Raw genomic sequence first — 15844 nt, 5'->3', positions numbered from 1 at the left:
GGGGCGAGAACAGGGTTTCTTTTTTTATGTCCAAAAAAGGAATGTTGCTGCAATTAGGCTGCATAGCATAGGGAAACAAGCGTATTTTCCATAAAGATCCTCTATTTCTCAATAGTTTCACTTGTATTTCGGTGCCGCAGCTTTTATAGTATTCTAGCAACTTTGCGAAAACGTGAATGCTGTCGACCTAGGACGAAACGGAGCGAGAACGGACCTTTTTTTCGCCTGTTTTTGGGCATTTGAGGATCGGGCATTTGTGATAGAATAGATAAACAAACTTTTGGGGAGAAGGAGATACTGGCCATGCGCATGAACAATTTGCTGCATTTTACCGAACATCACCGCTATTGCGTATACAGGGAGTTTGGGCTTAGCGCCCTGGACGACCGTATGCTGACAGGGGCTTACCAGCCTATGGTGGGTGCATTTGCGATTGGTCTTTATCGGCTGCTATTCCAGCATCTCCCCGGAGAACAGGTCGGATATTCACCACTGGAGCAGCAGCGCAGGCTGTTTATGACGTTGGGGCTTGAGCCTAGCGAAAAAGGGCGTAAATATTTGGCGGAGCAAGCGTCCAAACTGGAAGCAGTAGGGCTCCTTCAGACTTCGCGCTTGTATATTCCGGAAAACGACGATTACATCTACGAATACGAGCTGCAGGCACCGCTGTCTCCGGCTGAATTTTTCAGGACCCAGCATCTGACGCTGCTGCTTCGCGACAAAATCGGCAAATTCGCCGTTCTGTCCCTTCGTGCCGGTTTTTCTGCCCTGGAGAGCGGCGAGGCGCCATATCCGGCAGCGGCGAACAAGGAAAACATTTCGGTTCCGTTTTACGAGATTTTCGAGCTGAACACCCATGTGATCGATTATGAGCTGGAGCAGGCGCTGTCCGAGGTGTCGACGTCGGCTCAGCGCGGGGTCGCGAAGATTGGCATGGAAGAACCGACATTGAATTATGCCGACATCATTTTGCGTTTTCCGCGCGAGTCGGCGAATCGCCGCCATGTGGAAAAGCTTCGTTTTGACCATGAGCAGCTGGGCAGCGTCAACTACGTGGTGAACAAATTCAATCTCAGCGTGCAGGACGTATGCCGTTTGCTGGACGAAGACGATATCTTTACGCCGCAGGGCGAACTGCTGCTGGACGAGCTGCAGCGCAATGCAAGTCTGTTGTCGCGGCAAACGAAACGGCGCCGGGACCAACAGACCGTGCAGGCGGCGAAAGTGGTTGCGCTAAGGCAGACTATGGATGAATCGGCGCAGCAGGCGGATGCGGAACCGCCCGTGGAGCATGTGGTGCAGATGGAGTATTACGTCGAGGTGCCTCCGCAGTTTGCGAGCAAATGCGACATTCATCAGTACAACATGATGCTGCGCAACGAGCCGTATACCCGGCTGCTGCAGACCTTTTTCCCCGGGGCTGTGCCGGACAACCTGATCGACATCTTCGAGAAAATCGATCTCAGCTACAAATTGCCGGGCGAAGTCATTAACGTGCTCATTCATTATTTGATGGCATTGATGGTTTCCGGCAGCGAGCAGCGGATCAACCGCAATTTCGTCGAAGCGATCGCGTCCAACATGCTGCTCAAACAAGTCAACACGTACGAGAAGGCCGTTCAGTATATACGTGACCAATCCAAGGTCAAAGGCAAGCAGGCTGCCGGTGCAGCCGGAACACGCACGCGTACATACGGCAAGGGCACCAAACCTAAACCGGAAATTCCGATCGTACAGGATGCCGTGGCGGACAGCGACGCCATATCCGAGGAAGAGTTCGAGGAAATGATGCGGTTCGCGCAGCAGATGCAGGCCAGCAAACAGCAAGGGACATCATAGATTGGGAAATGGTTAGGCGAGGGCGTTGTGCAAAGGGGACATAGCGGGCTAAGATTAACGCAAAGGACAGTGCCTGGATGCGAATGCTAAGCGCTGAAGCTTAACGCAGAAAGCTTACGCGGAGGGCTAACGCAAAAACGCTTAACGCTAACAGCTAACGCTAACGCAGAACGTCAACACTTAACGCTAAACGCTTAGCGCACAACGCTTAGCGCTCAACGCTAACGTTTAACCGCATAACGTTTAACGAACATGAGACGTCTTATTTGCAGGTTGTAGTTGCGCTGAAATTTCTAACGAACATGAGCGCCGCTAATTGGCTGTATTTGGCCTCAAAGTAGCGTCGGTTCCCCGAATAACGTGCCTGAGGTTCGTTAGAATCCCAAGACGGTACCATAACCCGGAATAAGGTGTGTGAGGTTCGTTAGCGCCGCAAGGGGAATGAGGGCTGCCAAAGGCAACGTGCCGAGCACAGTATATGAATGTTCCGCCGAGTACCGTTCGTCGCATCGATCGCGTCTTGCACAAAGTGACCTTATGCGAATGCAACCAGCTTATATAAATCAAAGGCGAGCTTCCCTAGTGAAGGGGCTCGCCTTTGTCATGCTATGAACACGCAATTACATCGTAAAATCGAAAATATATAAACCGCAAACAACATACACACGTTAACGAAGAGGCAGAACCAATCTGGAGAAGCGAAGCGTTCGCCGGAAAGCATTCTGAAAGAAAGCTGCATCGGAAGCATAGGCTTATCACCAAATTTTCCCCTTAATAAGGGGAATCCAAAAAAATCTGGGGATAACAGCGATCGGAAGATGGTACTGCACTCGCAGTGGCCTTGTGTGATTGATTCGTGCGGTACAAGCAAGCACGACAAAGCCGGCGTCCACCTCCTTTATAAACGTATGGCTAACATAATATATGAAATCGTTTTCAAATAGGGCCAAATTAAAGATTGGCAGGTACAAACTAAAGAAAATGTTGGTGCGGCACGTTCATGTCAAAGTGCTAATGCTATAATCGAGACAGCAAAACGGCAAGGAGAGGAAGTCTGCGACTTGAAAATTGTTAGCGTTTACAAAAAATTCTTCCACAACAACATGTTCATGAAAATGCTGCTGATTTTTTCGGTCATCTCCATTGTCACGGTGATCACGCTGTCCTACATCATCTACCTTTCCGTATCGGATTCCATCATCCGCCGGGAATTGGATATCCAGAAAGCGGCGATGGAAAGCGTGGACCGTTATCTTCGCCTCAAGGCCGAATCGGTGCAAAACATGGTCAGGGACATCCATCAGAATGAAGCGCTGCTGTCCAATGTCGTTTACTTGATGAACCATGATTATGCCGATTACGTGCAGCATCTGACGAACGGGTATTACGCGAACCAGGATGATTATTCGGCTGACGTGCTGAAGCATTTTCAGAACACGATGGACCGCAATCCGGATATGAAGCAGGTGATCCTTTACAGCGCGGAGCGTCAGGACATGTCCACCTTTGGCAACGGCAGGCCGTTCCGCAAGTTGGACGCCAATTCGGCACATTCGTACATTCCCGACGTGATGGCAATGGAGTCGCCCAGCATCGGAGCGCCGAATCCGTGGATCCGCAAAGCGGTAAACGAGCTTGATCCTGCGCTGTATTCGATCCGCGTACCGCTGAACGACCCGCAAACGTTAAGAAATATGGGACAATTTCTCGTGTTTCTCGACTCGGCGGACATTGCCAGCTCACTGGCAAGCTACGAAGACAACCTTAAGGGCGAAATCGTCGTGTTGTCGGCCAAGGGCAACGTATTGTTTGACTCGAAGAGCGAATTTTACGGAAAATCCTACCCCTACCTGAATGTCGTTGAATCCCTCTTCGAGCAGACCGATCTGGACTCGATGAAGAAAGAACGCAACAGGTATATCAACAAGTTCGTTTCCGCCGACCAGGGATATGTCGTCGTTGGCAGCATTCCCGCGGCGGAGATGGCCGAGGCTTACCAAGGCATTCGCAACACCATCCTGATGATCAGCACGGTCTGTATCTTGTTCGCGGTGCTGGTTCCGGCTTTTTTCATCATCAACTTCGCGAAGCGTGCGCGCAAAATCATCAGGTTCACGCAAATGGTGAAATACGGCAACCTGAAGGCGAGAATCGACGATCCGCGCGACGACGAACTGGGTCAAATCTCGCACAGCTTCAACGACATGCTGGATGAGCTGAACTTGTATATTGAACGCGTTTATAAAGCCGAGATCAGGCAGAAGGAAACGGAGCTGGTGGCATTGCAGGCGCGAATCAATCCGCATTTCCTGTATAACACGCTGGAGGTCATCCGTATGAGAGCCGTGTCGCAGGGGGCGAGAGACGTCGGCGAAATGATTTACAGCCTGTCCGTACTGTTCAAAAGCCTGGTGCAGCAGAAAAAAAACTATACGCTCAGGGACGAGATGGAAGCCTGCCGATTGTATCTGGAGCTGTTTCGCATCCGGTACAAAGACAATTTCATCTATACGATCCAATTGGACCCCGAACTGTACGCACTTCCTGCGGTCAAGCTTTCCCTGCAGCCCATCGTCGAAAATTATGTGGTGCACGGCATGCGGACCGAATGCTCGGACAACAAGCTGTCGATCGTGGTCAAACGGGACAATGACGTCATTCAGGTGGACATTAGGGACAATGGCAAAGGCATCACGCCCGAGCGGTTGACGGAAATTGCGGAGGAATTGGAGCGGCCGGAGGAGTCGGGCCAGATGTTCGGACTGCGCAGCGTGCACAGCCGACTGCGATTCCTGTACGGTCCGAGATTCGGGATTCGGGTGCAGAGCATCGTTGGGGAAGGGACATTCATTCAGGTGCGATATCCTTATACAGAAGGGAAAGGTGCATGATATGTACAACGTGTGCATTGTGGATGACGAGCCGTTTATCATTGAGGGGTTATACGATCTGGTGGATTGGCCCGCATTCGGTCTTCAAATCGTGGGGCATGCAAGTCATGGAAAGGCCGCGCTGGACGTGCTTGCGGAGCAGCGGGTGGATATTCTGGTCACGGACATTTCGATGCCGGTCATGGGCGGGCTTGAGCTGATCCGGGAGGCAAGACGGGTGCAGCCGGAGTTAAAGGTCATCATCCTTAGCGGATTCAACGAATTCGAATATTTAAAAGAAGGCATGAAGCTTGGCATCGAAAATTACTTGCTCAAGCCGATCAATGTGGAAGAACTCGAATCGACGCTGCGGAATGCCGTCTCCAAGCTTCATCACGTTTCGGCGGCGGATACGCCTTACGATGCGTACGGCATGCAAATTTTGAAGGACAACATTTTTCATCGCTGGCTGAACGGGCAGATCGCCATACGGGAGTTCGAGGAACGGACCCGAACGATGAATCTCTCTTTGCCGGCATCGCATTTTGCCGTGGCCATTCTTCGTGCGAAGGGAGAAGAATCCGGCTTGTTCGCTCGAACGGTCGAGCAGCTGGCGAATGAAGAACATCTTCACACGTTTCGCGATCAGGATGGGGATGTCGTTGTCATTGCAAACCTGAACGAGACGCAGGCTGCGCAGCAGGCTTTTGTGAATCGTATGACGGAGCTGTCGGAACGCCTGATTCGCACACATCCCTCGCTGTTGATCGGAGCGGGAAGTCTTGTTGCCGGGTTGGATCAGGCATCTACCAGCTATCAGGAGGCGAAAAGGGCGCTCCAATATGTCATGATCTATCCCGAACTGCGGGTGATTGACCACGCGCAATTGGCAGCCGCACACGTGTCCGCCGAAGGCGGACGCTCTTCTTTTTCGCTCGATTGGAAGGAATACGCCAAACTGATGCTGGCCCGGAATACGATGCAGCTGGCAGATACGATACGCGCCGATTTCGAACATTACAGGGAGAGGGCGACGCCTGCCGTTCTGCGCAGCACCGCTTTGGAGCTGGTCATTCGTTTCAAAATGGAACTGGAGAGCATCCGGCATGCGGAAGAACTGCCCCTCTTCGAACAGGCCCTCCGCCGCATTACGGAGAGTGAGACGTTCGACGACTTGGTAAGTGCCTTGCAGCAGGTCGGAACGGAGGCGATCCGCTGCCTGCAGCAGGACATGAAAAACCCGATCGTTGCGCAAGTGCTGCAGCATATCGACGAACATTATGCAGAGGAGCTGTCGTTGAAGCTTCTGGGTGCCAAATATCATCTTCATCCGGTATATTTGGGACAGCTGTTTCAGAAAGAGACGGGCGAAACGTTTGCCGAATACATCAACAAATACCGGATCGAACGCGCCAAGGAGCAGCTGAGAAGCTCCAACCGGAAAGTGCATGAAATCGCCAGAAACGTAGGGTATTGGGAGACAGGATATTTTTATAAACAGTTCCGCAAATACGTGGGCATATCGCCAACCGATTTCAAAGTGATGGGGTAGCTACAGATGGGCAGGTGACGTCGGCACAGGCATGCAGATGAACAAAGGTCTTCCGGAAAGGAAGCTTCATGTGACGCTGCATGTCTTTTTGCTGTAAGGATTTTGGGCTAAAAGGCATGCCGGATTAGGGGCAATCGGATACATCCATTTAATTTGTACCTCGAAATATTAAGTTTATCTTCTATTTGAAAGTGCTTTCATTCGTTAAGGTTAAAGCAGGTCGAACAACGCAGCACCAATTGCGGGCATCTTACAACGACTCAAAAAGGGAGGATTAGAAATGAGTAAACAAAGAAGACGTTTTTCTCACATCCTTGCATTATTCATGGCCTTTACGCTTGTTCTGACAGCGTGCGGGGTGAGCAACAACGCCGCAGAACCGGGAGATTCGGACAATGCGGATGACAAGCCGGTAGAGCTGATCTGGTACACCATCGGCACGCCGCAAAAAGACGTCGACAAGGTCATGGAGGAAGTCAGCAAATATACCAAAGAAAAAATCAATGCCACGGTAAAGATGAAAATGGTGGACTGGGGCGATTACCCGCAAAAAATGCAGGTTAACGTCGCCTCGGGTGAACCGATGGACATTCTGTTTACCGCTTCGGGCGGATTCGATTACGTGCAAAACGCCAGAAAAGGCGCCTTCTTGGAGCTGGACGATCTGCTTACCGAGTACGGCAAGGACCTGACGGCAACGATCAACCCTGCTTTCCTGGAAGGGTCGAAGGTGGACGGGCACAACTACGGCATTCCGGCGAACAAAGAGCTTCCGCAGCAGGAAGTATGGAGATTCAACCAAACGCTGCTGGACAAATATAACCTGGACATTTCCGGCGTTCGCAGCCTGGAGAGTTTGGAGCCGCTGCTGAAAGTCATCAAGGAAAAGGAACCGAGCATCACACCGTTTGCCATGGACAAAAACTACGTGCCATATGTTCCGTATGACTACGTCATTCAAAACCTGCCGATGGCCGTCAAATTGGATACGACGGATTACAAAATCGTGAATATTCTGGAGACGCCGGAAATGAAGGAAGCGCTCACGACGATGCGCAAATACTACAAGGCTGGTTACGTATCGCCGGAAGCGGCAACCACCGGTTCAACCAATGACCTGACAACGTCGGGCAAATGGTTCCTGGATCGGGCGCAGACGCAGCCGCTTGCCGACAACCTGTGGTCCGCAAGCTACGGTTACCCGGTTGTTTCGACGCCGGCAAGTGACGCGATCATTACGAACACATCCGTTCAAGGTTCGATCATGGCCATCTCCGCGAATTCCGAATATCCGGAGAAAGCGATGGAATTCCTCAACCTGCTGAATACGGACCCTGTTCTGCGCAACATGGTGGATTCCGGCATCGAAGGCGTCCATTACAAAATGGTGGATGACCTGCATATGGAAAATCTGCCTGAGTCCAAAAATTACGACATGCCTTCCTACTCGCTCGGCAACAACATGCTGCTCAACCTGAACAGCAACGATCCGGACGACAAGTGGGATCAATTCAAAAAATTCAACGAAGAAGGGGTCAACTCTCCGATTCTGAGCTTCAACTTCGATGCAAGCAACGTGTCCGCCGAACTGACGGCCGTGCAAAACGTGAAGGAACAATACTGGGCGGCACTGATGACCGGCACGCTCGACCCGGAAACCAACCTGGACCAAGTGATCGAGAAGTTCAATCAGGCTGGGCTGGAGAAGGTGATGGCCGAAGCGCAAACGCAGCTGGACGCGTGGAGAGCGGCGAATCAATAGGATTAACGGAGAAAGGATCGGGCGGCTGCATGCTTGCGTCCGGTCCTTTTCCATTCATGCCTGAAGGGGGAGGATTTTGATGACTGCATTTTTGAAAAACCTGTTCAAAAACCGGGTTTTGCTGTTCATGGTGCTGCCAGGCGCCATCTGGTTTCTATTTTTCTCGTATTTGCCGCTCGTAGGCACCATCGCCGCGTTCAAGGAGTACCGATTCAGCCGCGAAGGCTTTTGGGCAAGCCTGATCAAGAGCAAATGGGTAGGCTGGGACAATTTCAAATTTTTGTTCAGCACCAACGATGCCTGGCTGATCACGCGCAACACGCTGCTGTACAACGTTGCCATCATTTTTCTGGGCCTCGTATTTGCGGTCGGGCTTGCCGTTCTGTTATCCGAGCTTGTGAACAAACGGCTGGCGAAAACGTACCAAACGGCCATGTTCCTGCCATACTTCCTGTCCTGGGTCATCGTCGGTTATTTCGTGTTCAGCTTTCTGAGCATGGACCGCGGCATGCTGAACCAGATTTTGGGCTGGTTTGGAGCCGAACCGGTTCAGTGGTATTCGGAAACGAAATATTGGCCATACATCCTGATTCTCGTCGCTTTATGGAAAACGGTGGGTTACAACAGCATCGTCTACCTGGCCTCGATTCTGGGTATCGACCGTTCGCTCTATGAAGCCGCGATGATCGACGGCGCGAGCAAATGGCAGCAGATTCGGAACATTACGATCCCGATGCTGTCTCCCATCATTATTATCATGACCCTGCTTGCGGTCGGACGTATTTTTTATGCGGACTTCGGGCTGTTCTACCAGGTGCCGCGCGACTCGGGAACGTTATACGCCGTGACCAACGTGATCGACACATACGTGTACCGTGGTCTGAAGGTCAGCGGAGAGATCGGCATGAGCACTGCGGCAGGCTTGTATCAATCCGTCGTCGGTTTCGTGCTTGTCATCATTTCCAACTACGTCGTCCGCAGAATCGACAAGGACAGCAGCCTGTTCTGACGCAAAGGAAAGGGGAGATTCACCTTGGCACAACTCGTTAAAAAACGCGACTTCCACCACGTATCCCGCGGCTGGAACGTCATTTTGAATATTGTGGCCGGCTTGTTCGCTTTGATCTGCGTGTTTCCGTTCGTGTTCGTGGTCATCATCTCGCTTACCGACGAGAAGGTGCTGGCGAGCGAAGGGTACCGGATCATTCCGTCCGAATGGAGCTTTGCTGCATACCGATTTATCTGGCAGAGCGGGGACACATTGCTGCGCGCGTATGGCGTCACCATTCTGGTGACGGTGCTGGGCACGATCATCAGCTTGATTCTGATGTCGCTGTACGCCTACGCCGTTTCCCGCAAAAGCTTCCGATACCGCCGATTTTTTTCCGTGCTCGCCATTTTGACCATGCTGTTCAACGGAGGCATGATCCCGACGTACATGGTCGTGTCCCAATTGCTCGGATTGAAGGATACGATATGGGCGCTGATTTTGCCGCTGGCGATGAATGCCTTTTATATCATGATTTTGCGTACGTTTTATTCCACCAGCGTTCCCGACGCGTTGATCGAATCCGGGAAAATCGACGGTGCGGGCGAATTTTACGTGTTCCTGAAAATCGTGCTTCCGTTGTCCCTGCCGGGACTGGCCACGATCGGGCTGTTCAGCACGCTCGGTTACTGGAACGACTGGTTCAACGCGCTGCTGTATATCGATAACCCCAACCTGGTGCCGCTGCAGTCGATGCTGATGCGAATCGAATCCAGCATTCAGTTCATCCAGCAAAATTCGGCCAACAGCTCGATGAGCCTGGCGGCAATGCAGTCGATTCCGCAAGACACGTCGCGGATGGCCATGGTTGTGCTGGCGACGCTGCCGATCATTTTCGCGTATCCGTTCTTCCAGCGTTATTTCGTGCAGGGACTTACGGTCGGAGCCGTCAAAGAATAGGGTCGAGAGAGAAAGCATAAGAGCTAATCGGGATAATCGATGGAAGGAGCGGTTCACACAATGATGATCTACAAGGATCCCAGCAAACCGGTTGAAGAGCGGGTGAACCACCTGCTGAGCCTGATGACGACGGAAGAAAAGGTAGGCCAGCTTGTCCAGCCTTTCGGCTGGCAAGTGTACAGCCATGAGGCAGGGCGGATCACGCTGACCGAAGCATTCAAGGATCAGATCGCAAGCGGAGGCGTCGGCTCGCTGTACGGCACCCTGCGCGCCGACCCGTGGACAGGAGTGACGTTAGACACCGGATTGTCCGCACGGGAAGGAGCCGAAGCGATCAACCTGATCCAGAAATACGCCGTGGAGCATTCCCGGCTCGGCATTCCGCTGCTCATCGGGGAAGAATGCTCGCACGGCCACATGGCGATTGGCGGTACCGTATTTCCGGTCCCGCTGCTGCTCGGCAGCACATGGAACGTCGATCTTTACCGGAAGATGTGCCGTGCCGTTGCGAGGGAGACCCGGGCACAGGGGGGAGCCGTAACGTATTCCCCGGTGCTGGACGTGGTTCGCGACCCGCGCTGGGGACGCACGGAGGAATGTTTTGGCGAAGATCCGTTCCTGATCGGGGAAATGGCGGTCGCTTCCGTGGAGGGGCTGCAAGGCGAACGGCTCGACGCGGAAGATGCACTCGCAGCCACGCTTAAGCATTTCGTGGGTTATGGCAGCTCGGAAGGCGGGTGCAATGCCGGACCGGTGCATATGGGGTGGCGCGAGCTGCTGGAGGTTGATTTGTACCCGTTCCGGAAAGCGGTGCAGGCTGGCGCGCAATCGGTGATGCCGGCTTACAACGAAATTGATGGTACGCCTTGCACGGTAAACCGGGAACTGTTGGATGGCGTTCTTCGCGAGCAATGGGGCTTCGACGGTCTGGTCATTACGGACTGCGGCGCCATCGACATGCTTGCCAGCGGTCATGACGTGGCGGCGGACGGCATGGATGCAGCGGTGCAGGCTTTGCGGGCCGGGATCGACATGGAGATGTCCGGCACGATGTTCGGGCAATATCTGGTGCAGGCCGTCCAGGAAGGCAAGCTCGAGCCTCATGAGCTGGACCAGGCCGTAAGCCGGGTGCTGACGCTGAAATTCAGGCTGGGCCTGTTCGAACATCCTTATGTGGATGCGGACCGGGCCGCTGACGTGATCGGCAGCGAAGAACATGTGCGGCTGGCTCGCCAGCTGGCAGCAGAGGGCATCGTTTTGCTCAAAAACGAGCATAAGATGCTGCCGTTGTCCACGGCTTCGGCAGGACGCATCGCAGTGATCGGGCCGAACGCCGATCAGCCTTACAACCAGCTTGGGGACTATACATCGCCCCAGCCAAGATCGCGAGTCGTCACCGTACTGGACGGCATTCGCGCCAAAGTGGCCGCCTCGCACGAGGCGCTGAAAGATGAGCGGGCGAAACAGGACGATGGGGTCCTGTATGCGCCAGGCTGCCGCATCAAAGGGGATGCTGCGGAAGGCTTCGAGCATGCGATTGCCACGGCGGAAGCCGCAGATACGGTCATCATGGTGATGGGCGGCTCCAGCTCGCGCGATTTCGGCGAGGGCACGATCGACCTTCGAACGGGAGCTTCTGTCGTATCAGGCCATTCGTGGAACGACATGGACTGCGGGGAAGGCATCGACCGGATGACGCTGGGACTGGCCGGCGTGCAGCTGCAGTTAATGCAGGAGATCGGCAAGCTGGGCAAAAACCTGATCGTGGTGTATATCAACGGCCGTCCCATCGCGGAGCCATGGGTGGATGAACACGCCGATGCCATCGTGGAGGCCTGGTATCCCGGTCAGGAAGGCGGCCATGCCGTCGCCGACGTGCTGTTCGGCGACGTGAATCCGTCCGGCAGGCTGACGATCTCCATTCCGAAGCATGTCGGCCAGCTGCCGGTCTATTACAACGGCAAACGTTCGCGCGGCAAACGGTATCTGGAGGAAGACCTGGAGCCGCGGTATCCGTTCGGATACGGGCTTAGCTATACCACCTTCGAGTATGGCGTGCCAAAGCTCGATGCCGCATCCATTACGTTGCACGAAACGGTTACGGTATCGATAGAGGTAACCAACGTGGGGCCGCGAAGCGGTGCCGAGGTGGTGCAGATGTACGTCACCGACGTCACCAGCGAGATGACCCGTCCGGCGAAGGAGCTGAAGGGATTCGCAAAGGTCATGCTGGAGCCCGGCGAAACGAAGACGGTTAGCTTTTGCGTCGGGGCGGAGCAGCTGCAATACATCGGGCGGCATCTGCAGCCTGTTGTCGAGCCAGGGCTGTTTCGCGTCCATATCGGCAGAAACGTGAACGATACGCAATATGCGGAACTGCACGTAAGGGAGGGATAGGAAAATGGAACGTATCAAACGATGGATCGCCGAGCTGTCCCGGCATCAATGGCTGGAACAGCGGGAATTGCGCAGCTGGGAGATCCGCCGCGCCAATTATGTTTTGCCGGGACAATACGAGGAAGAGACGGCGTATACCGAGGGCGAAGGCTTGGATGTTTTCCCCAGCGTGCAGGGCACGACGTATTTTTTTCGGACACGACTGGAAATTCCGGAATCATGGAGGGATGCTCCCTTCGGGCTTGTATTCGAGTCTGGAGGAGAAGGGCTGTTAAGGGTTAATGGGGGCTCTTATCAAGGATTGGATCGCAATCATACTTACGTGACGCTGGATGCCTCCCGGATCGGGGATCGTCCCGAGCTGGAAATCGAACTGTTCGATCCTGTGCCGGAGCCCGTCGATCCGCTCAACCATCAAGCGGTGATCCAACCGCCGATTACGTCCGTGACAAGTTTGCTGGTCCGACCGAACGAGGCGGTGCGCAGTCTGATGTACACGGTCACCATCGTGCGTGATTCGGCGGCGCTAATGCCGGAAGCTGAGCTGCGCCGGGTGCGTTTGCTGGAAGCATTGCACCAGGGCATGGATGCTTTCGTGGGCATGACGAAACAGGAGATTGAGCAGGGTGAAGGCATCCGAGCGATTGAGCAGCAATTGCGTACGAACGTGCGCGGCATCGGCGGCAATGCGGAGGGGCTGGAGCATATGATCGGCCAATCCCATATCGACATTGCCTGGTTATGGCCCGTGCGGGAAACGGTGCGCAAGACCAGCCGCACCTTTTCCACCGTCGATGCTCTGATGAACGAATATCCCGATTATATGTATACGCAAAGCCAGCCTTTGCTGTATGCCTTCCTGAAGGAGAACGATCCCGAATTGTACGAACGGGTCAAGGTCCGGATTGCCGAAGGGCGCTGGGAGCTCGTTGGCGGCATGTGGGTGGAGCCTGACCTGAACATTCCGAGCGGCGAATCGCTGATGCGCCAAATGCTGTACGGCCAGCGTTTCTATCAGGAGGAATTCGGCAAGACGTCGCGGATCGAATGGCTGCCGGATACGTTCGGGTATTGCGCTTCATTGCCTCAAATCCTGAAGCATGGCGGCGTGGATTACTTCATGACGACCAAGCTGGGCTGGAACGATACCAATGTGTTTCCGCATGATCTGTTCCATTGGGTAGGGATTGACGGCACGGCTATTTTGTCCTACCTCAATCATGGCGTCAATGAGCACACGCTGCCCAAGGACATTCACGACCATTGGCAGTCGTACCGCCAAAAAGCCGAACATCCCGAGCAGATGCTGCTGTACGGGCATGGAGACGGCGGGGGCGGCGTAACCCGGGAAATGCTGGAGTACGTGCAGCGCACCGAGCTGATGGTCGGCCAGCCGAGCCAGCGTTACAGCACGGCAGCAGCCTTTTTCGCAGGGATCGAACAGCGGGGGCCGGAGCTTCCGGCGTGGCATGGCGACCTGTATCTGGAGCTGCACAGGGGCACGTACACGACGCATGCTCGCAACAAACGCCATAATCGCCGGGCTGAGAATCTGTACCGGGAAGCGGAGCTGTGGCATGTATTGGCTCGGCCGGAACTGGATGAGCAAAGCGATACCTCGCTCCGTTCGAGTTTGCATGATGGCTGGAAGTTGATCCTGCTTAACCAATTCCACGACATCATCCCAGGTTCGGCTATTACCGAGTCTTACGTGACTTCCGAGCAGGAGTATGTGCGCGTTATGGAGCTGGGAGAACAGGGGCTTGCACAAGGACTGCATTGCCTGGCCGCAGGCATGGATGTGAACAGGCCGGGGGACGGCGTGCCATACGCGGTGTTCAACGGCTTCGGCTGGAAACGCAGCCCGGTGGTGAAGCTGCCGGGAACGGACAGCCACGATATAGATGTACAGGCAAAAACAAAAGTCTATGTCGTCACAGACGGTGCCGGACAGGAATTGCCTATGGATGTTGGAGAAGATGGCATTTCTGTACGCGTCGAGGATATTCCGGCCTTCGGATATCGCGTCATCTGGCTAACGGCCTGCGATGTGCAAGCCCATTACGGCACAGATGGCCAGCGGGATGCTGGAACGGTTAACGGCATGAATCAAGATGCGTTGGCGGAAAGTGATTCCCGGCAACAACCTATGGCGGAGTTGGCCGCGTCGATGGAAACACATGCTGAACCGAGAGAAGACAATTCACAGCAAGTGATTGACCCGAGCCCAGGATGCAGCGAATTCGTGGATACCTGGGAAACCCCGTTCTATCAGGTACGCTTCAATGCCAATGGCGAAATCATCCGCTTATGGGACAAAACGGCGAAGCGCAACGTCCTCAAGCCCGGGGAGGGAGGCAATCGGTTTTATTTTTTCCATGACCGTCCGTTGCTCTGGGATGCTTGGGATATCGACAGCCGTTATGAACATCAAGTTGCTGGCGAAGCCGAGCTGCTGGAGCAAAAGTGGGTACTCGCTGGCCGGACGAAGGACGTGCTGCGTTTCCGCTGGCGGCTGCATGATTCGTTCATTACGCAGGACATCGTGTTCTACCATCATGACCGCCGCATCGATTTCAAAACAAAGGTGAACTGGAAGGAAGAGCACAAGCTGCTCAAAGTGGGCTTTCCCATCGACGTGGTGACGTCCAAGGCGACGTACGAAATCCCGTTCGGCGCGCTGGAGCGGCCGACGCATCGCAATACGAGCTGGGAACAAGCCCAGTATGAGGTATGCGGGCACCGTTTTGTGGACGTGTCCGAGTACGGGTACGGCGTCAGTTTGCTGAATGATTGCAAATACGGATACGACGTGCAGGGAAGCACCATCCGGCTTTCATTGCTGCGCGCGCCAAGATGGCCCGACCGAACGGCAGACCTGGGCGAGCATTACTTTACGTATGCGTTGTATCCACATGAAGGGGATTGGCGAAGCGCGCATACGGTGCGCCGGGCATCCGAACTAAACAGTGAAGCAGCCGTAATGCGGATCGAAGGAGAAGACAAGGATGGCGCGGTAAATACAGCGTTAAGTCCATCATCTGACAGGGATGCTTGGATTCGGCTGGACAGCAAACACGTCATTCTGGATACAGTCAAAACGGCTGAGGATGGCAACGGCACGGTGCTCCGGTTTTATGAATCGGCGGGCTCGCGCGAGCGGATCGTCCTGAGATGGCCTCATGCCTTCGGGCAGGCTTATCTCTCCAATGCGTTGGAAGAGGTTGGAGAGCCGCTTGAAGCCAACGACCGGCAGATTGAACTGCATTTCGCACCGTACGAAATCAAAACCGTACTTTTGCGCGATATATAAGAGGAACTGAGATAAGCACATCAACGGAGAGGCAGAACCAATCTGGAGAAGCGGAGCGGTCCTAAAAGCTTTCTGAAAGAAAGCTCCATCGGAAGCGTAGTCTTATCACCGGATTTTCCCCTTGACAAGGGGGTTCAAAAAATTCGGGGATAACGGTGATCGG

Annotated in this window: 8 protein-coding genes; all 8 read left to right on the top strand. The window is 54.1% G+C overall.

Annotated features, from left to right (window positions below):
• Positions 1–303 precede the first annotated feature (303 nt).
• The 8 genes from SNR34_RS25845 to SNR34_RS25810 all read left to right on the top strand — a co-directional run bounded on the left by SNR34_RS25845 (position 304) and on the right by SNR34_RS25810 (position 15681).
• Positions 304–1839 carry a replication initiation and membrane attachment family protein gene (locus SNR34_RS25845; protein WP_236414636.1) on the top strand — a complete coding sequence of 512 codons (1536 nt, stop codon included), beginning with the start codon at positions 304–306 and terminating at the stop codon, positions 1837–1839.
• A gap of 1061 nt (positions 1840–2900) precedes the next feature.
• Positions 2901–4730, top strand: a complete 1830-nt coding sequence (locus SNR34_RS25840; protein ID WP_438286867.1) for a sensor histidine kinase — start codon at positions 2901–2903, stop codon at positions 4728–4730.
• A gap of 1 nt (position 4731) precedes the next feature.
• Positions 4732–6261 carry a response regulator gene (locus SNR34_RS25835; RefSeq protein ID WP_486180511.1) on the top strand — a complete coding sequence of 510 codons (1530 nt, stop codon included), beginning with the start codon at positions 4732–4734 and terminating at the stop codon, positions 6259–6261.
• Positions 6262–6541: 280 nt separating this feature from the next.
• Entirely contained in the window at positions 6542–8023 is a 1482-nt protein-coding gene (locus SNR34_RS25830) for an ABC transporter substrate-binding protein (protein ID WP_486180510.1), read from the top strand.
• A 79-nt stretch (positions 8024–8102) separates the two neighbouring features.
• Positions 8103–9032 carry an ABC transporter permease gene (locus tag SNR34_RS25825; RefSeq protein WP_486180509.1) on the top strand — a complete coding sequence of 310 codons (930 nt, stop codon included), beginning with the start codon at positions 8103–8105 and terminating at the stop codon, positions 9030–9032.
• A 24-nt stretch (positions 9033–9056) separates the two neighbouring features.
• Complete coding sequence (locus SNR34_RS25820) at positions 9057–9971, top strand: carbohydrate ABC transporter permease (protein ID WP_486180508.1); 915 nt, start codon at positions 9057–9059, stop codon at positions 9969–9971.
• A gap of 60 nt (positions 9972–10031) precedes the next feature.
• Entirely contained in the window at positions 10032–12368 is a 2337-nt protein-coding gene (locus SNR34_RS25815; protein WP_486180507.1) for a glycoside hydrolase family 3 N-terminal domain-containing protein, read from the top strand.
• Between the two features lie 4 nt (positions 12369–12372).
• Positions 12373–15681 (top strand): alpha-mannosidase, encoded by a 3309-nt coding sequence (locus SNR34_RS25810; protein ID WP_486180506.1) that lies wholly within the window; start codon positions 12373–12375, stop codon positions 15679–15681.
• The last annotated feature ends 163 nt before the right edge of the window (positions 15682–15844 follow it).

It is taken from the genome of Paenibacillus sp. XP01 (assembly GCF_057364885.1).
The sequence above is the reverse complement of the archived record's forward strand: the minus strand, read 5'-3'. Positions and strand labels throughout refer to the sequence as shown.

Excerpts from the sequence above, each read along its gene's own strand:
- SNR34_RS25825 (WP_486180509.1), top strand. The coding sequence starts at position 8,103 with ATGACTGCATTTTTGAAAAACCTGTTCAAAAACCGGGTTTTGCTGTTC.
- SNR34_RS25815 (WP_486180507.1), top strand. The coding sequence starts at position 10,032 with ATGATGATCTACAAGGATCCCAGCAAACCGGTTGAAGAGCGGGTGAAC.
- SNR34_RS25830 (WP_486180510.1), top strand. The coding sequence starts at position 6,542 with ATGAGTAAACAAAGAAGACGTTTTTCTCACATCCTTGCATTATTCATG.
- SNR34_RS25845 (WP_236414636.1), top strand. The coding sequence starts at position 304 with ATGCGCATGAACAATTTGCTGCATTTTACCGAACATCACCGCTATTGC.
- SNR34_RS25810 (WP_486180506.1), top strand. The coding sequence starts at position 12,373 with ATGGAACGTATCAAACGATGGATCGCCGAGCTGTCCCGGCATCAATGG.
- SNR34_RS25835 (WP_486180511.1), top strand. The coding sequence starts at position 4,732 with ATGTACAACGTGTGCATTGTGGATGACGAGCCGTTTATCATTGAGGGG.